Origin of the sequence: Wohlfahrtiimonas populi, from assembly GCF_002006795.1 — a bacterium.
GTDB classification, from domain to species: Bacteria; Pseudomonadota; Gammaproteobacteria; order Cardiobacteriales; family Wohlfahrtiimonadaceae; genus Wohlfahrtiimonas; species Wohlfahrtiimonas populi.
Window position 1 is genome coordinate 156,212 of record NZ_MVDN01000002.1, and the last position, 22,366, is coordinate 178,577.

General features: G+C 36.4%; 25 protein-coding genes. 2 read left to right on the plus strand and 23 right to left on the minus strand.

What is annotated here, in order from left to right; all coding sequences use genetic code 11:
- Positions 1-56 precede the first annotated feature (56 nt).
- From BZK16_RS03625 to BZK16_RS03640, 4 genes are all read right to left on the minus strand, one after another.
- Positions 57-1,553 (minus strand): reverse transcriptase domain-containing protein, encoded by a 1,497-nt coding sequence (locus BZK16_RS03625; protein ID WP_077927535.1) that lies wholly within the window; start codon positions 1,551-1,553, stop codon positions 57-59.
- A gap of 228 nt (positions 1,554-1,781) precedes the next feature.
- Positions 1,782-2,354 carry a thioredoxin fold domain-containing protein gene (locus BZK16_RS03630; protein WP_077927536.1) on the minus strand — a complete coding sequence of 191 codons (573 nt, stop codon included), beginning with the start codon at positions 2,352-2,354 and terminating at the stop codon, positions 1,782-1,784.
- A complete protein-coding gene (locus tag BZK16_RS03635; RefSeq protein WP_077927537.1) occupies positions 2,351-2,902 on the minus strand; it encodes a GbsR/MarR family transcriptional regulator in 552 nt (183 codons plus the stop codon). Before BZK16_RS03635 ends, BZK16_RS03630 begins: the two co-directional genes overlap by 4 nt.
- Before the next feature lie 51 nt (positions 2,903-2,953).
- Entirely contained in the window at positions 2,954-4,108 is a 1,155-nt protein-coding gene (locus tag BZK16_RS03640) for a hypothetical protein (protein WP_143691132.1), read from the minus strand.
- A 133-nt stretch (positions 4,109-4,241) separates the two neighbouring features.
- Here BZK16_RS03640 and BZK16_RS03645 point away from each other — a divergent pair, with 133 nt between their 5' ends.
- Positions 4,242-4,754 (plus strand): metallophosphoesterase, encoded by a 513-nt coding sequence (locus BZK16_RS03645; protein ID WP_077927539.1) that lies wholly within the window; start codon positions 4,242-4,244, stop codon positions 4,752-4,754.
- 8 nt (positions 4,755-4,762) lie between these two features.
- Positions 4,763-5,110 (plus strand): YfcE family phosphodiesterase, encoded by a 348-nt coding sequence (locus tag BZK16_RS03650; RefSeq protein ID WP_077927540.1) that lies wholly within the window; start codon positions 4,763-4,765, stop codon positions 5,108-5,110.
- Here BZK16_RS03650 and BZK16_RS03655 read toward each other — a convergent pair.
- From BZK16_RS03655 to BZK16_RS03745, 19 genes are all read right to left on the minus strand, one after another.
- Positions 5,090-5,773 carry a helix-turn-helix transcriptional regulator gene (locus BZK16_RS03655; protein WP_077927541.1) on the minus strand — a complete coding sequence of 228 codons (684 nt, stop codon included), beginning with the start codon at positions 5,771-5,773 and terminating at the stop codon, positions 5,090-5,092. The two genes, BZK16_RS03650 and BZK16_RS03655, sit on opposite strands and share 21 nt — an antisense overlap.
- A gap of 42 nt (positions 5,774-5,815) precedes the next feature.
- Positions 5,816-6,196: a VOC family protein gene (locus BZK16_RS03660; RefSeq protein WP_158076802.1), complete on the minus strand. Its 381-nt coding sequence runs from the start codon at positions 6,194-6,196 to the stop codon at positions 5,816-5,818.
- Positions 6,197-6,297: 101 nt separating this feature from the next.
- Positions 6,298-6,882 (minus strand): GNAT family N-acetyltransferase, encoded by a 585-nt coding sequence (locus BZK16_RS03665; RefSeq protein ID WP_077927543.1) that lies wholly within the window; start codon positions 6,880-6,882, stop codon positions 6,298-6,300.
- A gap of 12 nt (positions 6,883-6,894) precedes the next feature.
- Positions 6,895-7,776 carry a LysR family transcriptional regulator gene (locus BZK16_RS03670; RefSeq protein WP_077927544.1) on the minus strand — a complete coding sequence of 294 codons (882 nt, stop codon included), beginning with the start codon at positions 7,774-7,776 and terminating at the stop codon, positions 6,895-6,897.
- A 158-nt stretch (positions 7,777-7,934) separates the two neighbouring features.
- A complete protein-coding gene (locus BZK16_RS14530; RefSeq protein WP_077927545.1) occupies positions 7,935-10,235 on the minus strand; it encodes a pilin in 2,301 nt (766 codons plus the stop codon).
- A gap of 21 nt (positions 10,236-10,256) precedes the next feature.
- A complete protein-coding gene (locus BZK16_RS03680; RefSeq protein WP_077927546.1) occupies positions 10,257-10,853 on the minus strand; it encodes an IMPACT family protein in 597 nt (198 codons plus the stop codon).
- Between the two features lie 3 nt (positions 10,854-10,856).
- Entirely contained in the window at positions 10,857-11,939 is a 1,083-nt protein-coding gene (mraY, locus tag BZK16_RS03685; RefSeq protein WP_077927547.1) for a phospho-N-acetylmuramoyl-pentapeptide-transferase, read from the minus strand.
- Positions 11,940-11,951: 12 nt separating this feature from the next.
- Positions 11,952-13,289, minus strand: coding sequence for a UDP-N-acetylmuramoyl-tripeptide--D-alanyl-D-alanine ligase (locus tag BZK16_RS03690; RefSeq protein ID WP_077927548.1), 1,338 nt, complete (start codon positions 13,287-13,289; stop codon positions 11,952-11,954).
- A gap of 12 nt (positions 13,290-13,301) precedes the next feature.
- Positions 13,302-14,786 (minus strand): UDP-N-acetylmuramoyl-L-alanyl-D-glutamate--2,6-diaminopimelate ligase, encoded by a 1,485-nt coding sequence (locus BZK16_RS03695; protein ID WP_077927549.1) that lies wholly within the window; start codon positions 14,784-14,786, stop codon positions 13,302-13,304.
- Between the two features lie 23 nt (positions 14,787-14,809).
- Entirely contained in the window at positions 14,810-16,534 is a 1,725-nt protein-coding gene (locus BZK16_RS03700) for a peptidoglycan D,D-transpeptidase FtsI family protein (RefSeq protein ID WP_077927550.1), read from the minus strand.
- 5 nt (positions 16,535-16,539) lie between these two features.
- On the minus strand, positions 16,540-16,860 hold the full coding sequence (gene ftsL / locus BZK16_RS03705) for a cell division protein FtsL (RefSeq protein ID WP_233145182.1): 321 nt from the start codon (positions 16,858-16,860) through the stop codon (positions 16,540-16,542).
- Positions 16,857-17,783 carry a 16S rRNA (cytosine(1402)-N(4))-methyltransferase RsmH gene (rsmH, locus tag BZK16_RS03710; protein WP_077927552.1) on the minus strand — a complete coding sequence of 309 codons (927 nt, stop codon included), beginning with the start codon at positions 17,781-17,783 and terminating at the stop codon, positions 16,857-16,859. The genes ftsL and rsmH overlap by 4 nt, the downstream gene beginning before the upstream one ends.
- A 425-nt stretch (positions 17,784-18,208) precedes the next feature.
- Entirely contained in the window at positions 18,209-18,574 is a 366-nt protein-coding gene (locus BZK16_RS03715) for a DUF4377 domain-containing protein (protein ID WP_077927553.1), read from the minus strand.
- 36 nt (positions 18,575-18,610) lie between these two features.
- Positions 18,611-18,946, minus strand: a complete 336-nt coding sequence (locus BZK16_RS03720; protein ID WP_077927554.1) for a DUF1622 domain-containing protein — start codon at positions 18,944-18,946, stop codon at positions 18,611-18,613.
- 34 nt (positions 18,947-18,980) lie between these two features.
- Positions 18,981-19,862: an aromatic amino acid DMT transporter YddG gene (yddG, locus tag BZK16_RS03725; RefSeq protein WP_077927555.1), complete on the minus strand. Its 882-nt coding sequence runs from the start codon at positions 19,860-19,862 to the stop codon at positions 18,981-18,983.
- 383 nt (positions 19,863-20,245) lie between these two features.
- Complete coding sequence (locus BZK16_RS03730) at positions 20,246-20,692, minus strand: hypothetical protein (RefSeq protein ID WP_077927556.1); 447 nt, start codon at positions 20,690-20,692, stop codon at positions 20,246-20,248.
- 3 nt (positions 20,693-20,695) lie between these two features.
- Positions 20,696-21,325: a hypothetical protein gene (locus tag BZK16_RS03735; RefSeq protein WP_143691133.1), complete on the minus strand. Its 630-nt coding sequence runs from the start codon at positions 21,323-21,325 to the stop codon at positions 20,696-20,698.
- A gap of 179 nt (positions 21,326-21,504) precedes the next feature.
- Positions 21,505-21,957, minus strand: coding sequence for a DUF596 domain-containing protein (locus tag BZK16_RS03740; protein ID WP_077927558.1), 453 nt, complete (start codon positions 21,955-21,957; stop codon positions 21,505-21,507).
- 195 nt (positions 21,958-22,152) lie between these two features.
- Entirely contained in the window at positions 22,153-22,365 is a 213-nt protein-coding gene (locus tag BZK16_RS03745) for a hypothetical protein (RefSeq protein WP_077927559.1), read from the minus strand.
- Between the last annotated feature and the right edge of the window lies 1 nt (position 22,366).

Below are 22,366 nucleotides of genomic sequence, written 5' to 3' on the forward strand. Positions count from 1 at the left end.
CTCATATGTGCAGGGCGCCATTCATCGAAGTTCAAGCGCCCTTGCCTATAATTTAACTAGTAATTATATTCTAAAGATTCAGGGTGCATTACAGTTTCAATCCCCATTTCTAATAACCCCTTTTGCAAGGCTCTATATATCAACAAAGTACTTGGAATTTCATAAAGTCTTCTTCCATTAACTGATTGATGCGAAAATACAGACACCAATTGCTCTTTAGATACATTGAAAGGAAAACTATATGAACGATCATAATTCCATTTCTTCAATAAACTATTGCGTACTTTTAACGATCTATAAATAATAGAAATAATCCATCCATCAAGTTCTTCAAGCTGCTTCTCATCATTTACTAAGGGATAAAAACTCATAATTCCTTTAAAATAAAGATGTTTTCTCCTACCTGATAAATAGTCATAAATTTGTTTCTTATCTAAATTGCCATATAAGTAGCGACGAATTTCACAAATAGCAGAAAGCAAATTACTATCTCTACCATTAGCTGGAATATGTTGTCCAGCTAATGATTGACATTTCAATGGCTGTATTAAATTTTTATAGAGTAAATAAGAAATTTGTTTTTTAATTTTCAGTAATGACCTTGATTTAATTGAAATTTTATCAACAGATAAGCTATAACCTAAAAAATCTAAATTAACTTTGGACTCAATTTCAGATGGAAATCCTGGTTTTGTTAATAAAGATATCCCTGATGATTTAGCAAGATTAATCTTAACTTTTGCTTCTTTAGAAAAATCATTTATTAAGTTTACAGCCTTGCAAATTTTATTGTAATCTGTCGACCAAACAATCGTATCATCTGCATATCGGGAAAATTTCAATCCTTCTCTCTCAAAATTTTGATCTAATTTCCAACAAGTCAAATTGGCTAAAAATAAACTAATAGATGTTCCTTGAGGTATTCCAGTTTTTCTCGATTTTAGAAAAGATTTAATAATAAAAATTTCTTCCGAACTAATATAAAATCCATTTTGATCGAACTGATTATATAAGAATGAATGTGAGATAGAACCAAAAAAATCAGAGAAGTCAAACTCTGCTACAAAAGTTCTTTCATTTCTTTTTAAATCTACTGATATATCTTGTATCGCAAAATGCACATTCCTATCATTTCTATATGCATATGAAAAAGAGCTAAATCTATGTTTATTTTTGGCTAACAATCTATTAAAAAATAGTTTAGAAATAGCAGCATCTTGAATTTGATAAATTGTAACATGACGTATCCCACCATCTACTTTAGGAATTTCTTTAATATAGGGCTTACCAGGAACATATGTTCTATTTTGAATTTTCATCGCAATAGCATGAGCTATACTTTTATAATGTTTCTTCACATAAAAAGGATTAAATTTTTTATCATGTGACCAATATTCTGGTGTATAAACTTGTTTTCTTTTGGCTGACTCACCCAATCTTTTTGAGTTACTCTCAGCAACTAAACTCACTCTATTATGATATTGGTGATATCTAACAATAAGCTTTTCAGCTTCATTTTTAATAGCTTCTTCAATTTGTTTTTGTAGTGTCATTTTCATCACAAAAGGGCTAGTATTTAAAGTTTAAACACTAGCCCAATCACGGTTAAACTCAGGTAAAAGTAAGTTATCACATGGTTGAGTGCCTTTTGACTGACACCCCCATCCCATTACATTGTAATGAGGGCTAATACTATACGGCATTAGGATAAAGCTAACCGTTACTATCTATTGATAGATATGCCCACTATATCAAATTTAAATAATATATCAATGAGCCTCTTACTTTCTCATATGCGCAGGGCGCCATTCATCAAAGTTCAATCGCCCTTCTAAGCCATCAATGATCTCTGTTGGTGACATAAAACCGCTGACTTTTCGACCATCTTCCAAGAAAATGGATGGCGTTCCATAAACGTTTAATTCTTTAGAAAACTTTCTGGCTTCATCAATCACAAGAAAGTCACATGATCGTGCTTTGAATTTCAACTCCAACATCGCAACATCCATCAAAAACTGTTGCTGATCTTTCGCTGCGCACCAAATGGATTCCAATACAGGATTAGAATCTCTTGTTAATGGAAATGGCGCATAGCGAACTGTAATGCCATTATCCGTAAATTCATTCAAATTTTGATGCAATTTACGACAATATGGGCAAAATACATCCGTAAATACGGTAATGGTATATCTTTCATTTTCTGCAGGATAAATCACCAACAATTCAGTATCTATCTTATCCAAGACAGTTTTATTCGGTGAGTTTTCGATAGCTTGATATGTGATTTTATCTTCGCTCACAGCTAATGAGATCGTCAATAAACTCATGAAGCATATCGCCATCCATCGCATCATTTCTTATCACCTTTAAAGCCTAATAAGAATTTCCCTACGCCTGATCCCGCTTTTAAAATATTCTTTAGGCCTTTGGATGAAAATACCAAAACTTGATCACCCAAGGTGATTAATGAATGCAATAATTCAGCACTTTCTTTTGTGCGTGCTTGAAAGGTTTCGCTCTCTTTTTTGAAATCTGGATCATTCAATAGATCATTGAGCATTGCTTCTGTTGGCTTTAATTCATGCTCAATGCGTTCACGCGCGATGATTCTAAATAGCTCCCAAACATCGCCTGATGTTTCAAAATAATCTTTGCGATCATTCAAAATGTGCGTGCGCTTCACTAAGCCTAAGCGCTCTAATTCTTTGATGCTATTGCTGGCATTCGAGCGTGCAATGCCAAGCAATTCACAAATCATTTCCGCTGTTAAACATTCACCACGAATAAACAATAACGCATGAATTTGAGCAACCGTGCGATTTACGCCCCAACGATTGCCCATTTCACCCCAATGCAGAATGAATGCTAATTCTTTCTCAGTTAATGTTTTTAATTCACTCATGCTTCCTTTTTTAACAGCCAATTACGGAAGCTTTCATTATAGCGAAGGTTCTCAATTTTCTGAAATTTGATACTTCACAAAAGTCACAGCATCATTTTCTAGCAATAGCGCGATCACTAAATCATCCAATGTGATTGTGCCTTGTGCTGAATCTTCATACTCTTCAAAAGTTTCTTCTGTATAACGATCACCAAATTGCGCTTTCAATGCTTCGCCATTCATGCCCATTTGGATATTGTGTGGCAATTCACCTTGATATTCAGAACGAACTGCGATGAATTCCAAGAATAAACGCTCAGGATAACCTTCCAAAAACTTCACAGATAAACCGTGATCATCATTATATAAAGCTTCAGGCACGAAGATATGATCATGAGATAAACCAGTCACAGCTTTTGCCAATGCTTCCACTTCTTTTGTACTCAATTCATTATGAATATTAGCCACTGTATTCACAACAAAATCCGCAGGCAATTCAGCTTTTTGATATTCCACAGGATCATTTAAGAACTGAATTTGATGTTCTTCAATGAATGAATCTTGTAGGATTGGCGCATTGTGCTTCATCGCTTTTTCGATTTTATAATAATCCAATAATTGCGCCCACAAGAATGGCTCATCCGCTTCTTCTTGTTCATATAAGAATTCAGGGCGAATCGCTTCTAAAATCTCTACACAAGCTTCGTGATATTCTTCATCACTGATCTGTTCATCATCAAAGCATTCATCATCTGTTAATGCCCAGTTGCTTTCCAGCCAACCTGAATAATCATCGCTCATAAATGCATTGGCGTGATTATCACCTTCCACAGTAATTGTGCCCAGGTTATGTTTACCGAAGAATAAGCCATTCACTTGCAAATCGCCTGAGATATAAATTTCATTACCACCAGCGCGAATATGATCAGCTTCTAAATTACCGTCCACAATCAATCCCATAATTGCCAAATCATCCGTTGCCTCAATGATTCTGCCAACTTTCACATCACCAATGATGAAATAACCTAAAGACCATGTTGGCAACTCACCTAAGCGCAATACAGGCAATTGAACATCACCTTCGTGGAAGAAAATCGTGTTATCCAAAAATTCATCGCTTTTAGTTGCTAACCAGCTCTTTTCAGGTAAACGATCCAAAATATCTTTCACTTGTGCGATAGAGAAATTAACGCCTTCGATTGTGATTGTTTCTGCTTGACTCAACATATTGATTTGCCCAATGATCATATTAAATAGAAATTACTCTCATCAATATAGTATTTTTTTTCCCAATTTTATATAGTTGTCATGAAACTACGTTACGATAACGCACCTTACTCTGATTAAAGAACTAAAAAACATGTCAAATAATAAAAAAATCTTAGTGATTAGTGATACACACGGGCTAGTCATGCCATTGAAGGAAATTTTTGAACAACATGCAGATATTACTGAAATCTTCCATTGCGGTGATTCAGAATTGATGAGTTTTGATCCTATTCTCAAAAATGTGCACATTGTGCGTGGCAACTGCGATTATGATCGCACTTTACCCAATGAGCTTTTCATTAAGATTGGGCAACACAAAATCTATATGACACACGGTCACATGCATGGCGTGAAAGCATCCCTAGATAAGCTTAATGATCGCGCAAAAGAAATGGGCGCTGAAATTGCATTGTATGGTCATTCCCACATTGCTAAAGCGAATATGATGAATGATATATTGATGGTTAATCCTGGTAGTTTGGCTTATCCACGCAGTCGCAAAGAGAAAACTTATGCCATCATCACTTTGAATAAAGATCAAAAGCATCAAGTGGATTTTTATCACGCAGGCACGAATGATTTATTAAACTTGGCCAGTGACTAATTTTAAGAATGTTTGTAAATTCTGATGACCTTGCAANCAATGAGCTTTTCATTAAGATTGGGCAACACAAAATCTATATGACACACGGTCACATGCATGGCGTGAAAGCATCCCTAGATAAGCTTAATGATCGCGCAAAAGAAATGGGCGCTGAAATTGCATTGTATGGTCATTCCCACATTGCTAAAGCGAATATGATGAATGATATATTGATGGTTAATCCTGGTAGTTTGGCTTATCCACGCAGTCGCAAAGAGAAAACTTATGCCATCATCACTTTGAATAAAGATCAAAAGCATCAAGTGGATTTTTATCACGCAGGCACGAATGATTTATTAAACTTGGCCAGTGACTAATTTTAAGAATGTTTGTAAATTCTGATGACCTTGCAATGTGAATTGTTCCTCTAACATTGTGAGGCTTTGAATTTTATCAATCCTAAAATGGCGAAAATCTTCACGCAAAGTGCACCACGCAACGAGCGTCCATTTCGTGCTCCAAAAGAAGATCCCTAATGGATAAACAATGCGCCTTTCAATCGCTGTTTGATTGAGCTTTTGGTAATCCATTTCAATGGGATGACGATTTTGGATTGCAAGATTAATCGCTGTAATGTGATCACCCAATAAGCCACACTCATAAGAAAATGGCGTATGAATCTGCATGCCTTCTATCCGCTGTTTCAACGTTTTTGGGATCACATGATTGATTTTAGATAATGCATGCTCGGCTGATTTGGCAACATTGCCACCGAGCGCCATTGCCATTTTAATGCCAATCACAAGGCTTGTGATTTCATCTGCATCGAACATCAATGGAGGCAGATCATACTCTTTACGCAGAATATAGCCAACGCCTGCTGCGCTATCAATCGGTACGCCGCTACTGATCAAATCTTGAATATCACGATAGATCGTTCGCTCTGAAACTTCCAGTTTCTCACTCAACCATAACGCAGTCGTTAATTGGCGACTACGTAAATGTTGAATGATTTCAAATAATCGATCAGCACGGCGCATAATATTGGCTCAATAAAAATTATGTAACAATATTACTACAATTTATTCAGCTTTGGAGCAAAGGCCAATGTAATTACCTTCGCTATCTTCAAAGCCTGCGATAAAGTTATTGTTACAAATTTCTGTCACAGGGAAAACTTCTTGACCGCCTAATTCAATAATTCTCTTCAACTGTGCTGTTACTGATTCACAGTTCAAATAAACCACAACTGTGCCAGCACCGGGTTTGTGATCTTTATAACATGGGCTATGCACTAAAGTGCCACCAACATTACCTTCTTGATATGGGAAAATTGCCATTTGCATCGCATCAACAGCTCTTTTTTCAAATGTCATGTTGAAAGCTTTACTATAAAAATCGCATGCACGATCAAAATCTCGCGTAACAATTTCAAACCAAGCGATTGGGCTATTGAATGACATAATACTCTCCTTAAAATTCATAAATATCACTTCTCATGAAGTTAAAAAGAGTATAACGAAGTGCTCCTGACACCATTATGTCAGGAGTGATTGCAATATAATTATTTAGCCAATTTTGCCATCAACATGGATTTGACTGAATCGTGCCATTCATTGTGTAGAATGCTTAGAACCATCGTATCTCTGAATCTACCATCGAGCATCAATGTATCTTGGCGAAGAATGCCATCTTCTTTTGCCCCTACACTTTTCATTGCAGCGACGCTCACAGCATTTGTGGCATCTGCTTTAAAACCAACGCGCAATACATTCATCACTTCAAAAGCATGTTGTAGCAATAAGAATTTACACTGTTTATTAATGCCAGTGCCACGAAATGCTTTGCCATACCAAGTAAAACCAATCTCTAAGTTACGATTACGTTCGCTAATATTATAATAACGAGTGCTACCAATACACTGCTCTGATTTTTTATCAATCACCACAAAAGGATATTCTGTACCTTCTGCTTTTTTCGTTAAAGCATAATTCATATATTCACGAAGATTATCTTCACCTGCTGCACTTCTTGGTGAAAAATGCCAAGTTTCAGGTTCATTCAATGAATATGGCAAAAACAATTCAAAATCTTCTGCTGTTAATGGACGCAATAAAACGTGCTCGTTTTCTAAAATAAAATCCTTCATATGGCCTCTTCTTTAACCACTATGCTTCGCTAACTTAATAAATTTTTGAATGTGCGCATTTGTTTGATCTGCTTGGCGATAACCCACATAAATATGTTTAAAAATCCCAGCCCCTAAACTGATTGGGTAAATTGGCAACTTTTCTCGATATTTATCAATGAGCCATCTTGGCATTGCTGTCACACCACGATTGGCAGCCACCATTTGCAAGATAATTTCTGTATCTTCTAGTTGTTTATGTTGCTTTGGCATACATTGCGCTGGGATTAGAAATTGCTGAAAAATATCCAAGCGAGCTGTTTCTACAGGATATGTAAATAGAGTTTCATCTAACAACTCCTGTGGCACAATGTAATCTTGCCCGCGCAAAGGATGATTTTCACCCACAACCAATACCAATTCATACCCAAAAACAGGTTTAAAAATAATCTGCGTCATCGTCCATGGATCTGGTGTAATCAAAAGATCAATATCATAGTTAAACAATGCTGCCATGCCACCAAATTTGAAGCGTTGCTTTACATCCACATCAACACCTGGCGATTCTTGTAAAAATGGATTCACAATGCTGAGCAACCATTGATAACAAGGATGGCATTCCATGCCAATGTGCAATGTGCCTTTTTCATGATTGGCATAGCGTTTGAGATTTTCATCCACTCGTTCCAATTGTGGTAATAAACGATTGGCTTGATCTTGTAGATATTGCCCTGCTTCTGTAAGGCGAAGCTTTCGCCCTTCTTTGATCCAAAGCTCAGTATTCAACTGCCCTTCTAGTTTTTTAATCGTGTGACTTAATGCTGATTGTGTCAAATTCAGCGCATCTGCCGCCGCTGTTAATGAGCCTTGCCTTTCAATCTCACGCAATATATTTAAATGGATTCTCTCAATCATATTGACCCTTTAATTATTATCCAATCACATATTCAATTATGAATAAATTTCATATCAACTAAAGAATATAACATTTATATTCATTATTTATACAGCTATGAATATAAAAAAATCCTGCATGTTGAATGCAGGATTTCTAATGTAAATATTAACTATGACTATTGTGCAGCTTCTGTTGCTGCTTCAGCGGCTTCTACAGCTTCACCTAATTCAACTCCATACTCTGAATCATCATATTGATACGTTTCATCTTCAAACATCACTTCATTGCGGCATGTTGCAGGTAACACTTTTTCAGGTAAATTCGTTTGGTAACAGTACCAATTCACAGAACCTGATTCGGTTGGTTCTCCTTGTAGAATCAAATAACCTTCATCTTGAACATTATAGTTATAAGAAATATAAACTTGCCCACCGCCCGTTACAGCAATACCATTGACAGCTTGACCCGTGATTAACTCAGGATCAGCCAATCCTGCTTCTTCATTATCTGTTGGCCATTCGCCTTGTGCTGCAAAATATTCAGTAGATGCAATTTTGGCAGCAGTTGATAATGCCATACCTTCAGCAACATAAGTGCGCTTTGTATAATCTTGATAAGCCGGCAATGCAAAAGAAGATAATGCCCCCACTAAACCAATCGCGCCTTGCCCTGTAAACATAGAATAGCCATAAAATGGTGAAATATCATAATCCAATGACACCACAAACCACTCTTTATCCATCGCTGTATGTAAGCCGATGCGAGAAGTTGGATTAAACTTCATAGAAGATGGGGATGGCATAGAGAATGGATCAAATTTTTGTCCCAAGAGATCATAATTATTGCGCATAAACTTCACATAATCACGATACCAAGCTTCTTCAGCGCCTTTAATCTCAGCTGTATAGCTCATCAATAAACCAGATGAGCGAATGCCTTGATCTTCCAACCATTTCGATACAGATACTTTAGCTTTGTTACGCTCTGCCAATGAATATGGCAATGTGTTTAATACAATCCAATTTTGCTCTTCATTCCAATATAAGTAAAAATTCGCATCCCAAGCACGAACGCCATAAATTGCAGAAATCATTTCTGCAAACCAAGGTTGTAGCATCCCATATTGAAGCGCTGTATTTGTCATAACATCAGGATGAGGGTCAGTTTTGCTTAACTTTTGCATTAAATCTAATAAAGGATTCTTCAATTTAAGTTCATGAATGCCCTTATTCACTGTATGCGTTGCATAATCTTTCGATTCCAATTGTTTAATCAATTGTTGGAAAGCTTCTTTATTTTGCACACCAATCGCAAAGTTTGAGCCTGTTTCATCTTCATAAGCCACAGCTTGCGGGCCCATAATATCTAATAAATCTAACGCATTGAAAGATAAACGCGCTTCCGATTGCTTGGCAAATTCTTGTAACTGCGCATCATCAACTACTTTATTTTTCTTTAATAATTCAATCACTGTTTGTTTCGATGGCAATGCTACAACTGCTAAAGATTGAGGTTTGCCTACCGTTTTAAAATCTAAAGGCTGTGCAAAGTCCTTCAATGCTGCAATCTTTTGCGTATTGGTTTTAGTGATGAATTTAGCTTGCCCTTGCTGATTGGCTGTTGTGCCTACGCCAAATGCCAAGCCTTCAGTATTTTGAATGAATTCAGCGGCAGTTGGTACATCCTTTTGTGCCAACATTGCAATCATATCTCGGCTGCCTGTCACATCTGCCCACACAAAAAAGTTTTGCCCTGTTAAATCAATTTGATTTTCATAAGCGTACATACGATGCTCTTTTGTGGATTTTAAAGCATCTACTGTTTGCTTTAACTGAGCTTCCGATTGTGCTTTTTGTGCAATGGAAATGAATAAACGTTTTTCTTTTGCATCCAAATACATAGAAGCCACAGGTGGGAATGAATAAAAGCCATTTTGGTTTTTAATACCAATATCCTGCTTCAATAGCTTCACCAATGCTTCATCGAGCTCTTTAGCTGATGAAAACTGTACAGGCACAACGATCAAAGCTTGTGTCGCGGGTGAGATCATCTTATTCATATCTGTTGCCATGATTTCAATCGGGCCATCCACTGCGGTATAAATCAGTGATGTCAATTGCCCTAAATCCAATGGCAATTGCTCTAATGGCACTGATAAGTGCTGTTTTAATGCTTCATTCACCAAGCTTGGATCTTGCAATACTTTCTTCAAATGCAACATCATGCGTTCGTTCACATCATTGGTCATGACTTTATCTGATGCTTTATTTTTGATATTAAAAGCCATGCCAAATTGTGTTGGTAAACGCACATAACCCACAGTATTATCTGTCAACTTATCGCGTAAAAATGCTTCTCTTGATATTTTTTTATCTAATTTTGGTACTTTAACTTCTGATTGCTGAGCGACTGCAAATGTTAATGCAGAAAATGATAATCCCGCAACGGCCATAGAAACTTTCAAAGTTTTTATCATGATGATTTTACCTAAATTGGTTTATTTAACTAATACTAAACGATGATTTTGCTCGATCGCGATTTTTAATTCTTCTATGCGATCAATGTCCAAACGAACAGTACAATTACACTGCTCTAAATACTCAGTTGTCACATCTGTGATGCCAAAATCATGGAGCAATTTCTGAACATCATTGGTGACATCATAATCATACAAAAATGTCATAGCTTCCATGATTTGTTTTTCTATAATCTGTACTGATTCTAAAGTGACTTTTGCAGATTTCTGATAGTTGGAAACTAATCCGCCTGTACCTAATTTAACACCACCAAAATAACGAACACTCGCCACTAAAATATTCGTCAAATCAAAAGCTTCAATTTGCCCAAAAATCGGGCGACCTGCTGTGCCACCCGGTTCACCATCATCACTGAAGCGATAATGATCGTAACGTTCACCTAAACGATAAGCATAGCAAACATGATTGGCATTCGGGTGCTCCGCACGTAAACGCGCTAGGATGCTTTTAATTTCCTGTTCATCATAAACGGGAAAAGCAAACCCGAGAAATTTACTTTTTTGCTCTGTAAATTCTGAGTTTGCTTCCGTTTGAATCTCTTTATAGATTTCTGCCATGCGCTATCTGATTTTCAGTGATGCCAAACCAATTAAAACTAACACAACGGTTAAAATCCAAAAACGTACGATTACACGTGGTTCTGGCCAACCTTTCAATTCAAAATGATGATGAATCGGCGCCATTTTAAATACGCGCTTTTTAAACATTTTGTATGAGCCCACTTGGATCACAACCGACAATGTTTCCACCACAAATAAACCACTCATGATGAAGAATACTAACTCTTGACGAACCACAACAGCAATCACACCCAATGCACCACCCAAAGCCAATGCACCAACATCGCCCATGAATACTTGTGCTGGATAAGTGTTAAACCATAAAAAGCCTAAACCTGCCCCAAAAATAGCCGCACAAATGATCGCCATCTCGCCTGCACCTTTCACATAAGGAATGGCTAAATAACGAGCAAATTCAATATTACCTGCAACATAAGCAAAGATAGCCAAAGCTGCTGCCACTAAAACTGTTGGCATGATCGCTAAACCATCCAAACCGTCCGTTAAGTTCACCGCATTACTTGCACCCACAATCACTAAATATACAAATGGGATGAATAAAACGCCGAGTGGAATGAACCAATCTTTAAAATATGGAATCAATAAATCTGTGCCTTTGGGTCCTGCTGTCACATATAAAACAATCGCAGCCAAAGCACCACCAATGGTTAAATAGAGATATTTCTCTTTTGCACGTAAACCTAAAGATTGTTTCTTCACAACTTTACGATAATCATCTAAGAAGCCCACATAGCCAAAGCCCCACAAAATGCCCATCACAACCCAAACATTTACATTGCTTAAATCCGCCCACAATAAAACTGCAACAGAGATACTCGCAATGATTAAGATACCGCCCATCGTTGGCGTACCTTTTTTAGATAAATGAGATTGTGGGCCATCTTCACGCACAAACTGACCAATTTGCTTTTGTTGAAAACGGCGAATAAATCCTGGGCCGAAACAAAGTGCAAAAGCTAATGCGGTTAAAACAGCACAAATACCACGCATTGAAATGTATTGGAAAACACGCAATGCGCTCCAATGTTCTTCTGCTAAATAACTGAGTAAAGCATATAACATGTGTTTGATCCTTTATTGTTTCATCATTGCTTCAGCAACAACAAACATTTTCATTGAGTTAGAGCCTTTCACCAAGATTGCCACCGACTCATTTTGAATGGCCTTCAAATTTTCTTGCAAGGTTGCAATGATATCATCATGACTTGTGAAATGGCGACCACCTTCACCAAAAGCTTCTGCACTTTTTTGAGATAACTCACCCAAAGCCAATAACTGATCAAAGCCTTTAACTTTCGCATATCGACCGCAATCTTCATGCATTGAAACCGCCAAATCACCTAATTCACGCATATCACCTAGTACTAACCAAGTATGATCCGCAATGCCTTCCAAAGCATCAATCCCAGCTTTCAATGAAGCAGGATTACCATTGTAAGCATCATTAATTAAAATATGATTCGGAGATAATTGAATTTTTTCCAAGCGACCTTTTACGCAGTGTAAATTCTCTAAGCCTTGCTTAATCTCAGCTAAAGTTACACCCACAGAATAAGTTGCTGCTGCTGCTGCACATGCATTCAAAATATTATGAACGCCAACCAATGGCAAATTCACATGAATAGATTCACCATGAATAACTAATTCGAAAGATTGCTTTTGAATATTTTTTGCCATTACATCGGCATCATTACGAATGCCAAATGTCATAATCTTATGATCTGTATTGATGCCTAACCAATATTTTGCATAATCATCATCAGCATTGATGATTGCGATGCCATCTTTCGCTAAACCTTCAAAGATTTCACCTTTAGCTTTTGCAACGCCTTCAATGCTACCAAAGCCTTCTAAATGGCAAGGGCCAGCATTATTCACGATGGCAACATTTGGTTGCACAATTTTAGTGAGATAACGAATCTCTTCAAAATGATTGGCACCCATTTCAATCACAGCATATTCATGCTGATCTGTTAATTTGAGCACAGTTAAAGGGCAACCCACATGATTATTGTAATTGCCTTCTGTTGCCAATGTTTGCCCTTTTTCTCTCAAAATAGAGGCAATCATCTCTTTCAATGTGGTTTTACCATTGGAGCCTGTTAAAGCAATCGCTGTGCCTTTCCACTGTTTTTTCCACTCTTTCGCTAAAATACCCAAAGCTTTTTGACTATCTTTCACCACGATCTGGCTAATGTTCACAGATGGCGTATAGCGCTCTACAATTGCACCAATCGCACCTTGTGCTTCAATGCTATCGAGAAAATTATGAGCATCATGTTTATCACCTTTCCATGCAAAGAAAAGTTGCCCAGCTTGAATGGAACGAGTATCTGTCGATGCACCATAGAAAATTGCATCTTCACCTTTTAACTCGCCATTTAAAATTTTTGCTGCATCTGATAATTTCATAAATTACTTTGACTATCCTTTATGAATGAATGCTGACACAACTTCAGCATCAGAGAAATGATGTTTGGTTTTACCAATGATTTGGTAATCTTCATGCCCTTTACCTGCGATCAAAATAATATCGCCTGCTTGAGCTTTCGCCAATGTATTCACAATGGCTTCTTTACGATCTAAAATTCGTTCAATATTCTGCTCTGGATTTTTGAATCCTGTGAAGATTTCATCTGCAATAAACTTTTCATCTTCTGTTCTTGGATTATCATTCGTGACAATCACATGATCTGCATATTCTTCTGCGATCTCCGCCATTAATGGACGTTTACCACGATCACGGTCACCACCGCAACCAAAAATACAGTATAAATCACCATTGGAAATATGTTTTTTCAATGCTTTCAATGCTTGTAGTAAAGCATTTGGCTTATGAGCATAATCGATCACAGCGACTGCACCATTCGGTAACTGTAACGCTTCCATTCGACCTTTCACCAATGTGATTTCAGGCAAAATTCTGCTGATTTTATCCATTGGCAAGCCCATCGCCAATAAATTCCCAACCATTGCCACCAGGTTATAAGCATTGAAATGACCAAATAATGGGCTTTCAATTGCATAACTTTGACCATGATAAGTTACAACAAAACGCAAACCTTGTGCATGTAGATCAATGTCGCTGATTTTCAAATAGTTTACGTGATCACATTCTCCTTCACCGAATGGAAACAATGGGCGATCATTTTTAGCAGACAGATAATCAAACAGATCTTTACCCACAGCATCTGAAATATTGAGTACAGAAGCTTTCGATGCATATTCTTTAAATAAACGTTCTTTCGCTTCACGATAAGCCTCTACCGTATTGTGATAATCCAAATGATCACGCGCTAAATTCAAAAAAGTTGAAACTTCGAACGACAAGCCATTCACACGTTTTTGATCCAATGCATGTGAAGTGACTTCTAATACAATATCAATCTCGTTATGTGCAGGATAAGCTTTCACAATTTGGTCAATCGAGCGATACAGCGCTAAAAAATCAGGCGTTGTGTGTGTATTTTCTTTTAAATCATGCAATGGGCCAATACCATTAGTACCAATCATGCCCACATGACGACCAAACTTCTGTAATGCTTGTGCGGTAAACATTGCCACAGATGTTTTGCCTTCTGTGCCTGTAATGCCGATCAATGTTGCCATTTTCAATGATTCACGATAGAAAATGGGTGCAGTTACATGCATTAACTCTAATGCATTGGAAATTTTAAATGTAGGAATATCTGTTGGAATATTATCGTAATTGCCCTCATAGAAAATAACAGCAACACCTTTTTCTCTCAATGCATCTATATAATCCAAGCCGTGATTATGTTCGCCTTGTAAAGCAAAAAACAGATCACCTTTTTCTGCATAACGACTATCCGATGATAATCCTTTGATCACAATATCCTGTAATGCTTTGGCTAAATCTAAATTTGAAAATAACTGAGAGAGTTTCATAATATTCCTCTATCTAAAGTTCACTAGTTGGAGATCAATTGCAGTTTTGGCAATTCTGTCAATCCATCTGGTTTGATGTTCAAAATACGCAGTGTATCACCCATGATCGCAGAGAAAACAGGCCCTGCAACCGCACCACCATAATATTGCCCTTTCGATGGCTCATCAATCATAACAACCACAACATAACGTGGATTCGAAACAGGACCAAAGCCTGCATAGAAAGCTCTATGTTTTGAGCTACTATAACGGCCATTTTCGATTTTACGCGCTGTTCCTGATTTACCTGCAACGCGATAATTGGCAACTTTTGCTTTAGTTGTTGGGTTATCTGTGATCACGCGCTCCAACATATGCACCATTGACTCATTCACATGCTTAGAGAAAATACGCTGTGGCTCTTTATCAGAAATTTTAGGGGAATTTTTCACAATTTTCAAAGGTTGCAATACACCATCATTGGCAAACACTGAGAACATTTGCGTCAATTGTGCAACATTTACACTAATACCATAACCAAATGATTTGGTCGCATGTTCAAATTGATTACGCTGCCATGGCTTCACGCTGCCTAAACGACCGGATTGCTCGCCTTTAATGCCCAAAGATGTTCGTGTACCAATGCCAAGATTTTGATATAAATTCCATAGAACTTCTGGTGGCATTGATAAAGCAATTTTTGCCACACCAATGTTACTGGATTTCACCAATACAGTGATTAAGTTCATGCTATTGGATTTAGATACGTCTTTAATCGCATTGCCATTCACTTTAAATTGATAGCCTGTTTCCACAATGGATTCAGGTTTCCATTTGCGCGATTCCAGCCCTAAAGCCACAACAAATGGTTTAATCGTAGAACCTGGCTCAAAGGCATCTGAAATTGCACGGTTTTTCATCAATTCAGGAATACGATGTTGCAAGTTATTTGGGTTGCCTGAAGGCTGGCTCACTAACGCTAAAACTTCACCTGTCCAAGCATCCACAACCATCACTGCACCACTTTTGGCATTGTGCTCGATAATGGCACTTTTCAATGCTTGATAAGCTGCCAATTGAACGCGACGATCAATGGTTAACACCAAATCATTCCCTGCTACAGCTGGCTCAACGATACGCAACTGATCAATTACACGATTTTTCGTATCACGAATGACTTGCTTGCGCCCCATTTTACCCTTGAGATGCTCATCAAAAGTTAATTCTATGCCCTCGATCCCAACATCTTCAGAGTTCGTAAAGCCTAACAATTGTGCTGTCATTTCTGCATCAGGATAGAAACGTTTATATTCCGTTTCAATGAAAACACCTGGCAAATTGAGTTTAGCTAATTCATTGGTTTCATGCGGTGGCATTTGGCGCTTTAACCATACAAAACGTGATTGTTCACGTTTTCTGATGAGCTCATTTAAATGACCTTCATCCATGTTCAATGCTTTGGCTAATGCTGAAAAATATTCGGTATAATCTAATAGAATATAAGGATCTGCCCAAACAGAATAAACTTCTGTGGAAACGGCCAATGATTCTTCATTGCGATCCATAATGATACCGCGCACTGCTGGCATTTCTACAGTACGAATGACACGGTTATTACCTTGTGTTTGTAAAAACTTCTGTTCAACGATCTGTAAACCAAATGCACTGACTAAAAGTAGCAATCCCAAAACGTAAAAAATACCCAACACGATAACGCGTCGAGTATTTTTGACAGATGACTGTACTTTCTCGGGTTTAGTTTTAGCCATAACAATTATTGAACATAACGCTCATTATCGTTACTTGTACTAACTAAAGCAGAGTTACCTTGTTCAACTACGTAAACGATGCTGTCTTGCTTTGGCAAAACCATTCCCATACGCTCACGAATGTTGTGATCTAGTAAGACAGATGTAATCAACATACTTTCTTCTAATTTAAGTTTATTCCACTCAGCATTTAACTCATTTTGATGACTCAATGCTTTCTCGTATTGGTTCGCTAAATGACGCTGTTCTTGAGTTGTTTTAATTTTAAACATCCCAATACCTGTTGCAATCATTCCCAATGTTATAATCATTATAGTTGTTTTCACGGTAATTTCTCCGCAATTCTCATTATTGCACTTCTTGCTCTTGGATTATTAAGTGATTCTTCGTCACTCGCTTTAACTGGTTTACTTATTAATTTTAATGTTGGTGCTTCTACAAACTGCGCCACAGGTAAATCTGGCATCAAATCTTTAGGCTTCGCGTAGTTGTTCATGAAGTTTTTCACGATGCGATCTTCCAATGAATGGAAACTGATCACAACTAAACGACCACCTGGCTTTAAGATTGAATAAGCTGCTTCAAGCGTTTTAGATAATTCTGTCAGCTCTTCATTCACAGCGATTCTAATTGCCTGAAACACACGTGTTGCAGGATGCTTATGTTTATCTTTAAAGGGTACAGCTTCTGCAATAATTGCCGCCAACTGATGAGTGGTAGTAATTGGAGCAATTTCCCTGCTTTTTATGATCTGATTCGCAATTCTGCCTGGAAATTTTTCCTCGCCAAATTCACGAAACACGCTTGCCATTGTTTCAAAGCTACTTTCCGCCACCCAATCTGCCGCGCTCATACCTGCTTCTGGGTTCATACGCATATCTAAAGGGCCATCTTTCATAAAGCTGAACCCACGATCTGCATCATCCAATTGTGGTGATGAAACACCGATGTCTAGCAATACGCCATCCACTTGCTCCACACCTGCCTTGGCAACAGCATCTCTAATTTCACTCATGCAACCTGCGTAAAAAGTGAAATTAGGTTGATTTGCGAATCGTTCTTCGGCACACTGCTTCGCCGTTGGATCTCTATCAATGCTGATCAAGCGTCCTGTTTCTAATCTTTTTAAGATTTGAGAAGAATGACCACCACGGCCAAATGTCCCATCAACATAGATACCTGTTGATTGAATATTTAGTGCGTCAATCGCCTCGTTTAAAAGGACAGAAATGTGTTGGAAATCTGACATGGCAATATAAAAATCCAAATATAGTATTCGTGATGTACTTTTTACCACTTTCCCCCACTTTTTTCCACTTTTATTTAAAAACAGCTCAATTATTATTATTTTTATGCTATGAAAAATAAAATAACCCTATGATTTTTGAAAATCACAGGGTTAAAAATAACATCAAACCATTGATATTATTGAAATTTATTCAAGCCAGCATAATCGGTGGGAAAATTTCCCACAAAACCCCAAATTTTTCTTCACATGCTTATCCACAGAAATTGTAGACAATAAAAAAGGGAGCTAAGCTCCCTTTTGAATCTAAAATTTAATCACTATTAGTTAAACCAATTTAAGAATAACAACAAAATTAAAATCTCGCCTGTAGGGCGAGATTATTAGAAAAATAGTTTTAAACCTATTCTGCTATATTTTATAGTGATTTATTTTGGTTGAACTGGTTGGCTTACACTTGGCATCACAGCAACTGTTTCAACTAATTCATAACGAATATTTGGCGCATCCGCTGGAGGATTATCAATCTTCGTTGTTTTAACTTTCAACAATGTAGATTCACCTTCTGTGAATTCAAATCCTTGAATGTTAGCAAAGAAGTTTTCCCACTCTGGTTGATCAAATGAACTTTTCACCTGTAAACATTCCATTGGACCAACGCCCATGCATTCTGCTGTTTGACCTTTCACAATCAAAAAGACTTCGTCATCACCCAAAACACTCACTGGTTGTGCTTGGCTCATGCTCAATGTTAATCCTAAACCTAAAATTGTCGCAATTACTGTTGATTTCATATAACCATTCCTCTTCGTTGTTTAGATAATGATATTTTACTCTTTTTCTGCTGCTTCAATTTCTTTGCCTAAAAAATATGAAATAGTCGTACGAATCACCACAATACCCGCTAAAACTAAAATATCATCCAATGTTGGATTCATAATCGTTTCGATGATATCTGAAGCAATCAGTACTTCTAAGCTTAATAATATATAGGAACCCAAGTAAATCTTAATTTTATTATTTTTATGCGCTATATCCAGTTGACTATTGCCTTTGCATTCATTGAGCGCAAAGCCAAACAATGCTTTGATCGCGCCCACCAATAGAATCAATACCGAAAATATATTTAATATTAAAACAATGTAATGCGTTGCTTCTGCCAACATTTTTGATCCTTTATATATATAAATTTAATCCCATTTATCTTTTGCGTGTAGCAATGAAACAACATAATGAGCCAATACAGATCATAATCACGCCCTGCCAAAACCCTAAAGATAATGTGGCATTTAACACCATTGCTGCAAAAAATGCAGAAAATATCGGAATAAAATATGATGCTGTTGCCAATACCATGACATTGCCATGCAAAATCCCAACATTCCATGCTGCATAACCAAAGCCCAAAGCAGAAGCGGCTAACAATAAATAGAGTGTAGATTTCCAAGTAAAGTTGAATTCATTCACGCCCACAAAGGCATATTGAATCCACAATGTTATGGCAACCAAGATAAAGAACAGTGTGATACCATTTTTACCTTCAGCATATTTAGCTGTCACAACACAATAAGCAGACCAAATAATCGCCCCGACAAATGCCAAAATATAACTCATTGGGTTTTCTTGAATATTGGCAAACATCAAATAGAAGTTCAATCCACTTTCATCGCCCAAAACCCATGTAATACCAACCATTGAGATGATAAATCCTGGAATCACCAACCAAGTGGTTTTCTGCTGATTAAATAGAATACTCGCGATGATTGTTAATGTTGGCCAAAGATAATTGATCATTCCAACTTCTATTGCTTGCCGACCGTTATTTGCATAACCAATGGACAATGCTAAACAGATTTCATAGGCGACAAATAGAATAGCACCAATGATGAGATATTTTTTAGGAAAGTGGCGAATTATGGGAAAACCCACTGAAAATAGCAAAAAGACAGAGGCAACTGTATACATTAAAGCAGCACCGCCCACTGTGCCGAAATTTTTACTCACAACACGAATCAAAGCCACAATAAAGCTCCACAGTACAATGGCAATTAATCCTATGAATGTTGCTTTGGTTTTGGTCATGGTTTAGCTCAGAATGATAATCGTTAACTGATCGAATCTATCATGATCGTGATTTATTCCCAAGTTTTGGTCTAAGTTTTCAGCATAGCTTATAATCATACATCTATAAATTTTTCATAATATTTCCTTATATTTAAAAATTATTAGGTTGGATGTCTCCAAGGCAGCTAGCAAATTTATATTATGAGCATCAAGCTGCATAATGAAAATCTCCCAAGTAAAAATATCTAGATTTGACAGCATAGGTGATAGGTGATCCTGAATAATGTTGGTAAAAATGAAAAGCTATTCACAAACCACTCATGAATAGCTTTTGATTTTAATATTTTTTCTTAATTTTTAGATAAGATTACTAAATAATATAGTATCCAATTTCTTCGTTATTACTCATACAGTTCTTCTTCAATTTCAATTTCTTTCGGTATTTGTTCATAAAAAAACAGATCATCTCCTAAAACTAATATATTTATAGATTTATTGTTAATAAAAGAAAGATGAATCCCCATATTTACTCTTCCTCTTTTAGAATAAATAAAATTACAATCATCCAAAGGAATATTTATAAATTTGCAAAAAAAACTATCATTCGATAAGTTCTCTATAATAAGCTTTCCAGAATCCCCCATATCAATAGCATTTAATTCGGTATCTTTAATTTGTATACTTTCGCCATCTGAAGCACAAGTTACTATTATTTTTTCATTATTATCAAATACCATTTGGAGCGCTTGTATATTATCTCGAACGTCGTTATAAAAATAAACTAACCCATAAATTTTTACAATTCTATGACTGATCATTTTTTTAAAATACAATATATTGCTAAACATATTTTAATTATTTCCTTTTAATGCAGCTTTTACAGAACTATTATTTATACCATTTTCTAGAATGGTAACAACTTCTCCATTTGGTTTAGTCACAACAACATCTTTACCTTTAATCATGAATAATACATTTCCTCTTGTATTATTAGGCCCCTGTCCTTGAAACGTTCCTTTAATAACTCTCTCTGGCTCTTTTCCTATATTTTTAATGATATTCATTACTATTTCTCTATCCTTAGCATTCGATGGATCTAATCCAAAATCGGAGACATGCTTACCAAGTTTTTTTCCTAATTGTCCATCATTCACTTTGAAAATAATAGGATTGCCATCAATAACCGTCTGAATTACTTTCCTATTATGAGTAGTAATGTACGATCCACCATGACCTGCTGCAGCTTTACCTGTTACTGTTACTTCATAAACAGCATCTTTAGCCTTATCTACTACCCTAAATTTTTGACCAACACCTAATGTTAATACACTTAATAATCCCCATAATCGATTTGTATCATCACCCGTCAAACTTTTTCCATTAATAAGGATTTCAAAGGCATCACGCTCACCTACAAGTGGAAGCATCGTTACTCCCTCTAGTAATAACTTTTCCGCTGTAGATAATTCTCTACCAAACATGGCTACGTTCTTGCGAATATTGCTCTGGAAGTGAGCTAATTTACATTTGAAAGTTCTCAAATAAAAGTGTCTCGTTTAGCTTAACCAGAACATAAAAATACCCCAAAAGTTGCATCCAATTTTTGGGGTACTATTTACAGACTATTTATTAATGGCTAGTTCCTTTGATAAATAATAAGTCAAGTCCAAATATAACTGCTATCTTCACAGACCCAAACTATCCCAACAGGGCACTTTACCCAGAACCACATACCAATATCATCTAAATCATCATTGCTATCTTCCGAATTATATGCTGGCAAAGATGATTTAATTAACGAAATTAAATCATCTATAGGAAGATCTATAATTTCCTCTGTTCCATTCTTAACAAATTTTATTTTATTATCTAAAAACGCTTTTTTTAAAAATGTTAAAAATAAACATTCCCTAAATTGAACTCCATCAATAGATAATAATTCTGGAATTAATATCCCATTATTATTCAAATCGACATATATATGTTGCCAAAATGTACTTAAGGAATAACCAAATGCTAACTTTATTGTCATCTCATATAAAGTATTTTTATCTATATTAATCAAATTTAAACTCCACTCTTTTGCCAGAATTAATATTTGGATGAATAACATCTATAGTCCACTTTCCTGTAGATTTTGTTACATTCCTCAATGTTACTTGGCTCCCATCCACAAGTTCTAAATTGTGTATAGTTGCATTTCCAGTATTAGGGCGAGGTAAAGGCATTTTATCTACACCCAAACTCATAAATATTTTTTGAATTTTAGCCTCTGACACTCCTGAGAAAATCTGTGTACTACAGGATATTATCGAGGAAGCTCATCATAAATTTTTAACATTATTTTTTTAAAATCCTTCAATTCTTCTTCAGTTATTCCAGTAACTATTGAAAACTCCTGTATATCAATTTCAATTGATACATCTGAAAATAACTCAGCAAAAACTCCTCTCAAAATAAAAAGCTCATCTTTTGAAAAACCAATTGTAATTTCATCTTCTCCAATTGTTTTTAATTTCATA

Bases quoted from the DNA above. Each gene is read 5' to 3' on its own strand.
- BZK16_RS03630 (WP_077927536.1), bottom strand. From the start codon at position 2,354: ATGATGCGATGGATGGCGATATGCTTCATGAGTTTATTGACGATCTCA.
- BZK16_RS03720 (WP_077927554.1), bottom strand. From the start codon at position 18,946: ATGTTGGCAGAAGCAACGCATTACATTGTTTTAATATTAAATATATTT.
- BZK16_RS03735 (WP_143691133.1), bottom strand. From the start codon at position 21,325: ATGTTTGGTAGAGAATTATCTACAGCGGAAAAGTTATTACTAGAGGGA.
- BZK16_RS03715 (WP_077927553.1), bottom strand. From the start codon at position 18,574: ATGAAATCAACAGTAATTGCGACAATTTTAGGTTTAGGATTAACATTG.
- BZK16_RS03700 (WP_077927550.1), bottom strand. From the start codon at position 16,534: ATGGCTAAAACTAAACCCGAGAAAGTACAGTCATCTGTCAAAAATACT.
- BZK16_RS03690 (WP_077927548.1), bottom strand. From the start codon at position 13,289: ATGAAATTATCAGATGCAGCAAAAATTTTAAATGGCGAGTTAAAAGGT.
- BZK16_RS03745 (WP_077927559.1), bottom strand. From the start codon at position 22,365: ATGAAATTAAAAACAATTGGAGAAGATGAAATTACAATTGGTTTTTCA.
- BZK16_RS03660 (WP_158076802.1), bottom strand. From the start codon at position 6,196: ATGTCATTCAATAGCCCAATCGCTTGGTTTGAAATTGTTACGCGAGAT.
- BZK16_RS03625 (WP_077927535.1), bottom strand. From the start codon at position 1,553: ATGACACTACAAAAACAAATTGAAGAAGCTATTAAAAATGAAGCTGAA.
- BZK16_RS14530 (WP_077927545.1), bottom strand. From the start codon at position 10,235: ATGATAAAAACTTTGAAAGTTTCTATGGCCGTTGCGGGATTATCATTT.
- rsmH (WP_077927552.1), bottom strand. From the start codon at position 17,783: ATGTCAGATTTCCAACACATTTCTGTCCTTTTAAACGAGGCGATTGAC.
- BZK16_RS03645 (WP_077927539.1), top strand. From the start codon at position 4,242: ATGTCAAATAATAAAAAAATCTTAGTGATTAGTGATACACACGGGCTA.
- BZK16_RS03740 (WP_077927558.1), bottom strand. From the start codon at position 21,957: ATGTTATTCATCCAAATATTAATTCTGGCAAAAGAGTGGAGTTTAAAT.
- BZK16_RS03665 (WP_077927543.1), bottom strand. From the start codon at position 6,882: ATGAAGGATTTTATTTTAGAAAACGAGCACGTTTTATTGCGTCCATTA.
- BZK16_RS03680 (WP_077927546.1), bottom strand. From the start codon at position 10,853: ATGGCAGAAATCTATAAAGAGATTCAAACGGAAGCAAACTCAGAATTT.
- mraY (WP_077927547.1), bottom strand. From the start codon at position 11,939: ATGTTATATGCTTTACTCAGTTATTTAGCAGAAGAACATTGGAGCGCA.
- BZK16_RS03640 (WP_143691132.1), bottom strand. From the start codon at position 4,108: ATGTTGAGTCAAGCAGAAACAATCACAATCGAAGGCGTTAATTTCTCT.
- BZK16_RS03655 (WP_077927541.1), bottom strand. From the start codon at position 5,773: ATGCGCCGTGCTGATCGATTATTTGAAATCATTCAACATTTACGTAGT.
- BZK16_RS03695 (WP_077927549.1), bottom strand. From the start codon at position 14,786: ATGAAACTCTCTCAGTTATTTTCAAATTTAGATTTAGCCAAAGCATTA.
- BZK16_RS03730 (WP_077927556.1), bottom strand. From the start codon at position 20,692: ATGTTTAGCAATATATTGTATTTTAAAAAAATGATCAGTCATAGAATT.
- yddG (WP_077927555.1), bottom strand. From the start codon at position 19,862: ATGACCAAAACCAAAGCAACATTCATAGGATTAATTGCCATTGTACTG.
- BZK16_RS03670 (WP_077927544.1), bottom strand. From the start codon at position 7,776: ATGATTGAGAGAATCCATTTAAATATATTGCGTGAGATTGAAAGGCAA.
- BZK16_RS03635 (WP_077927537.1), bottom strand. From the start codon at position 2,902: ATGAGTGAATTAAAAACATTAACTGAGAAAGAATTAGCATTCATTCTG.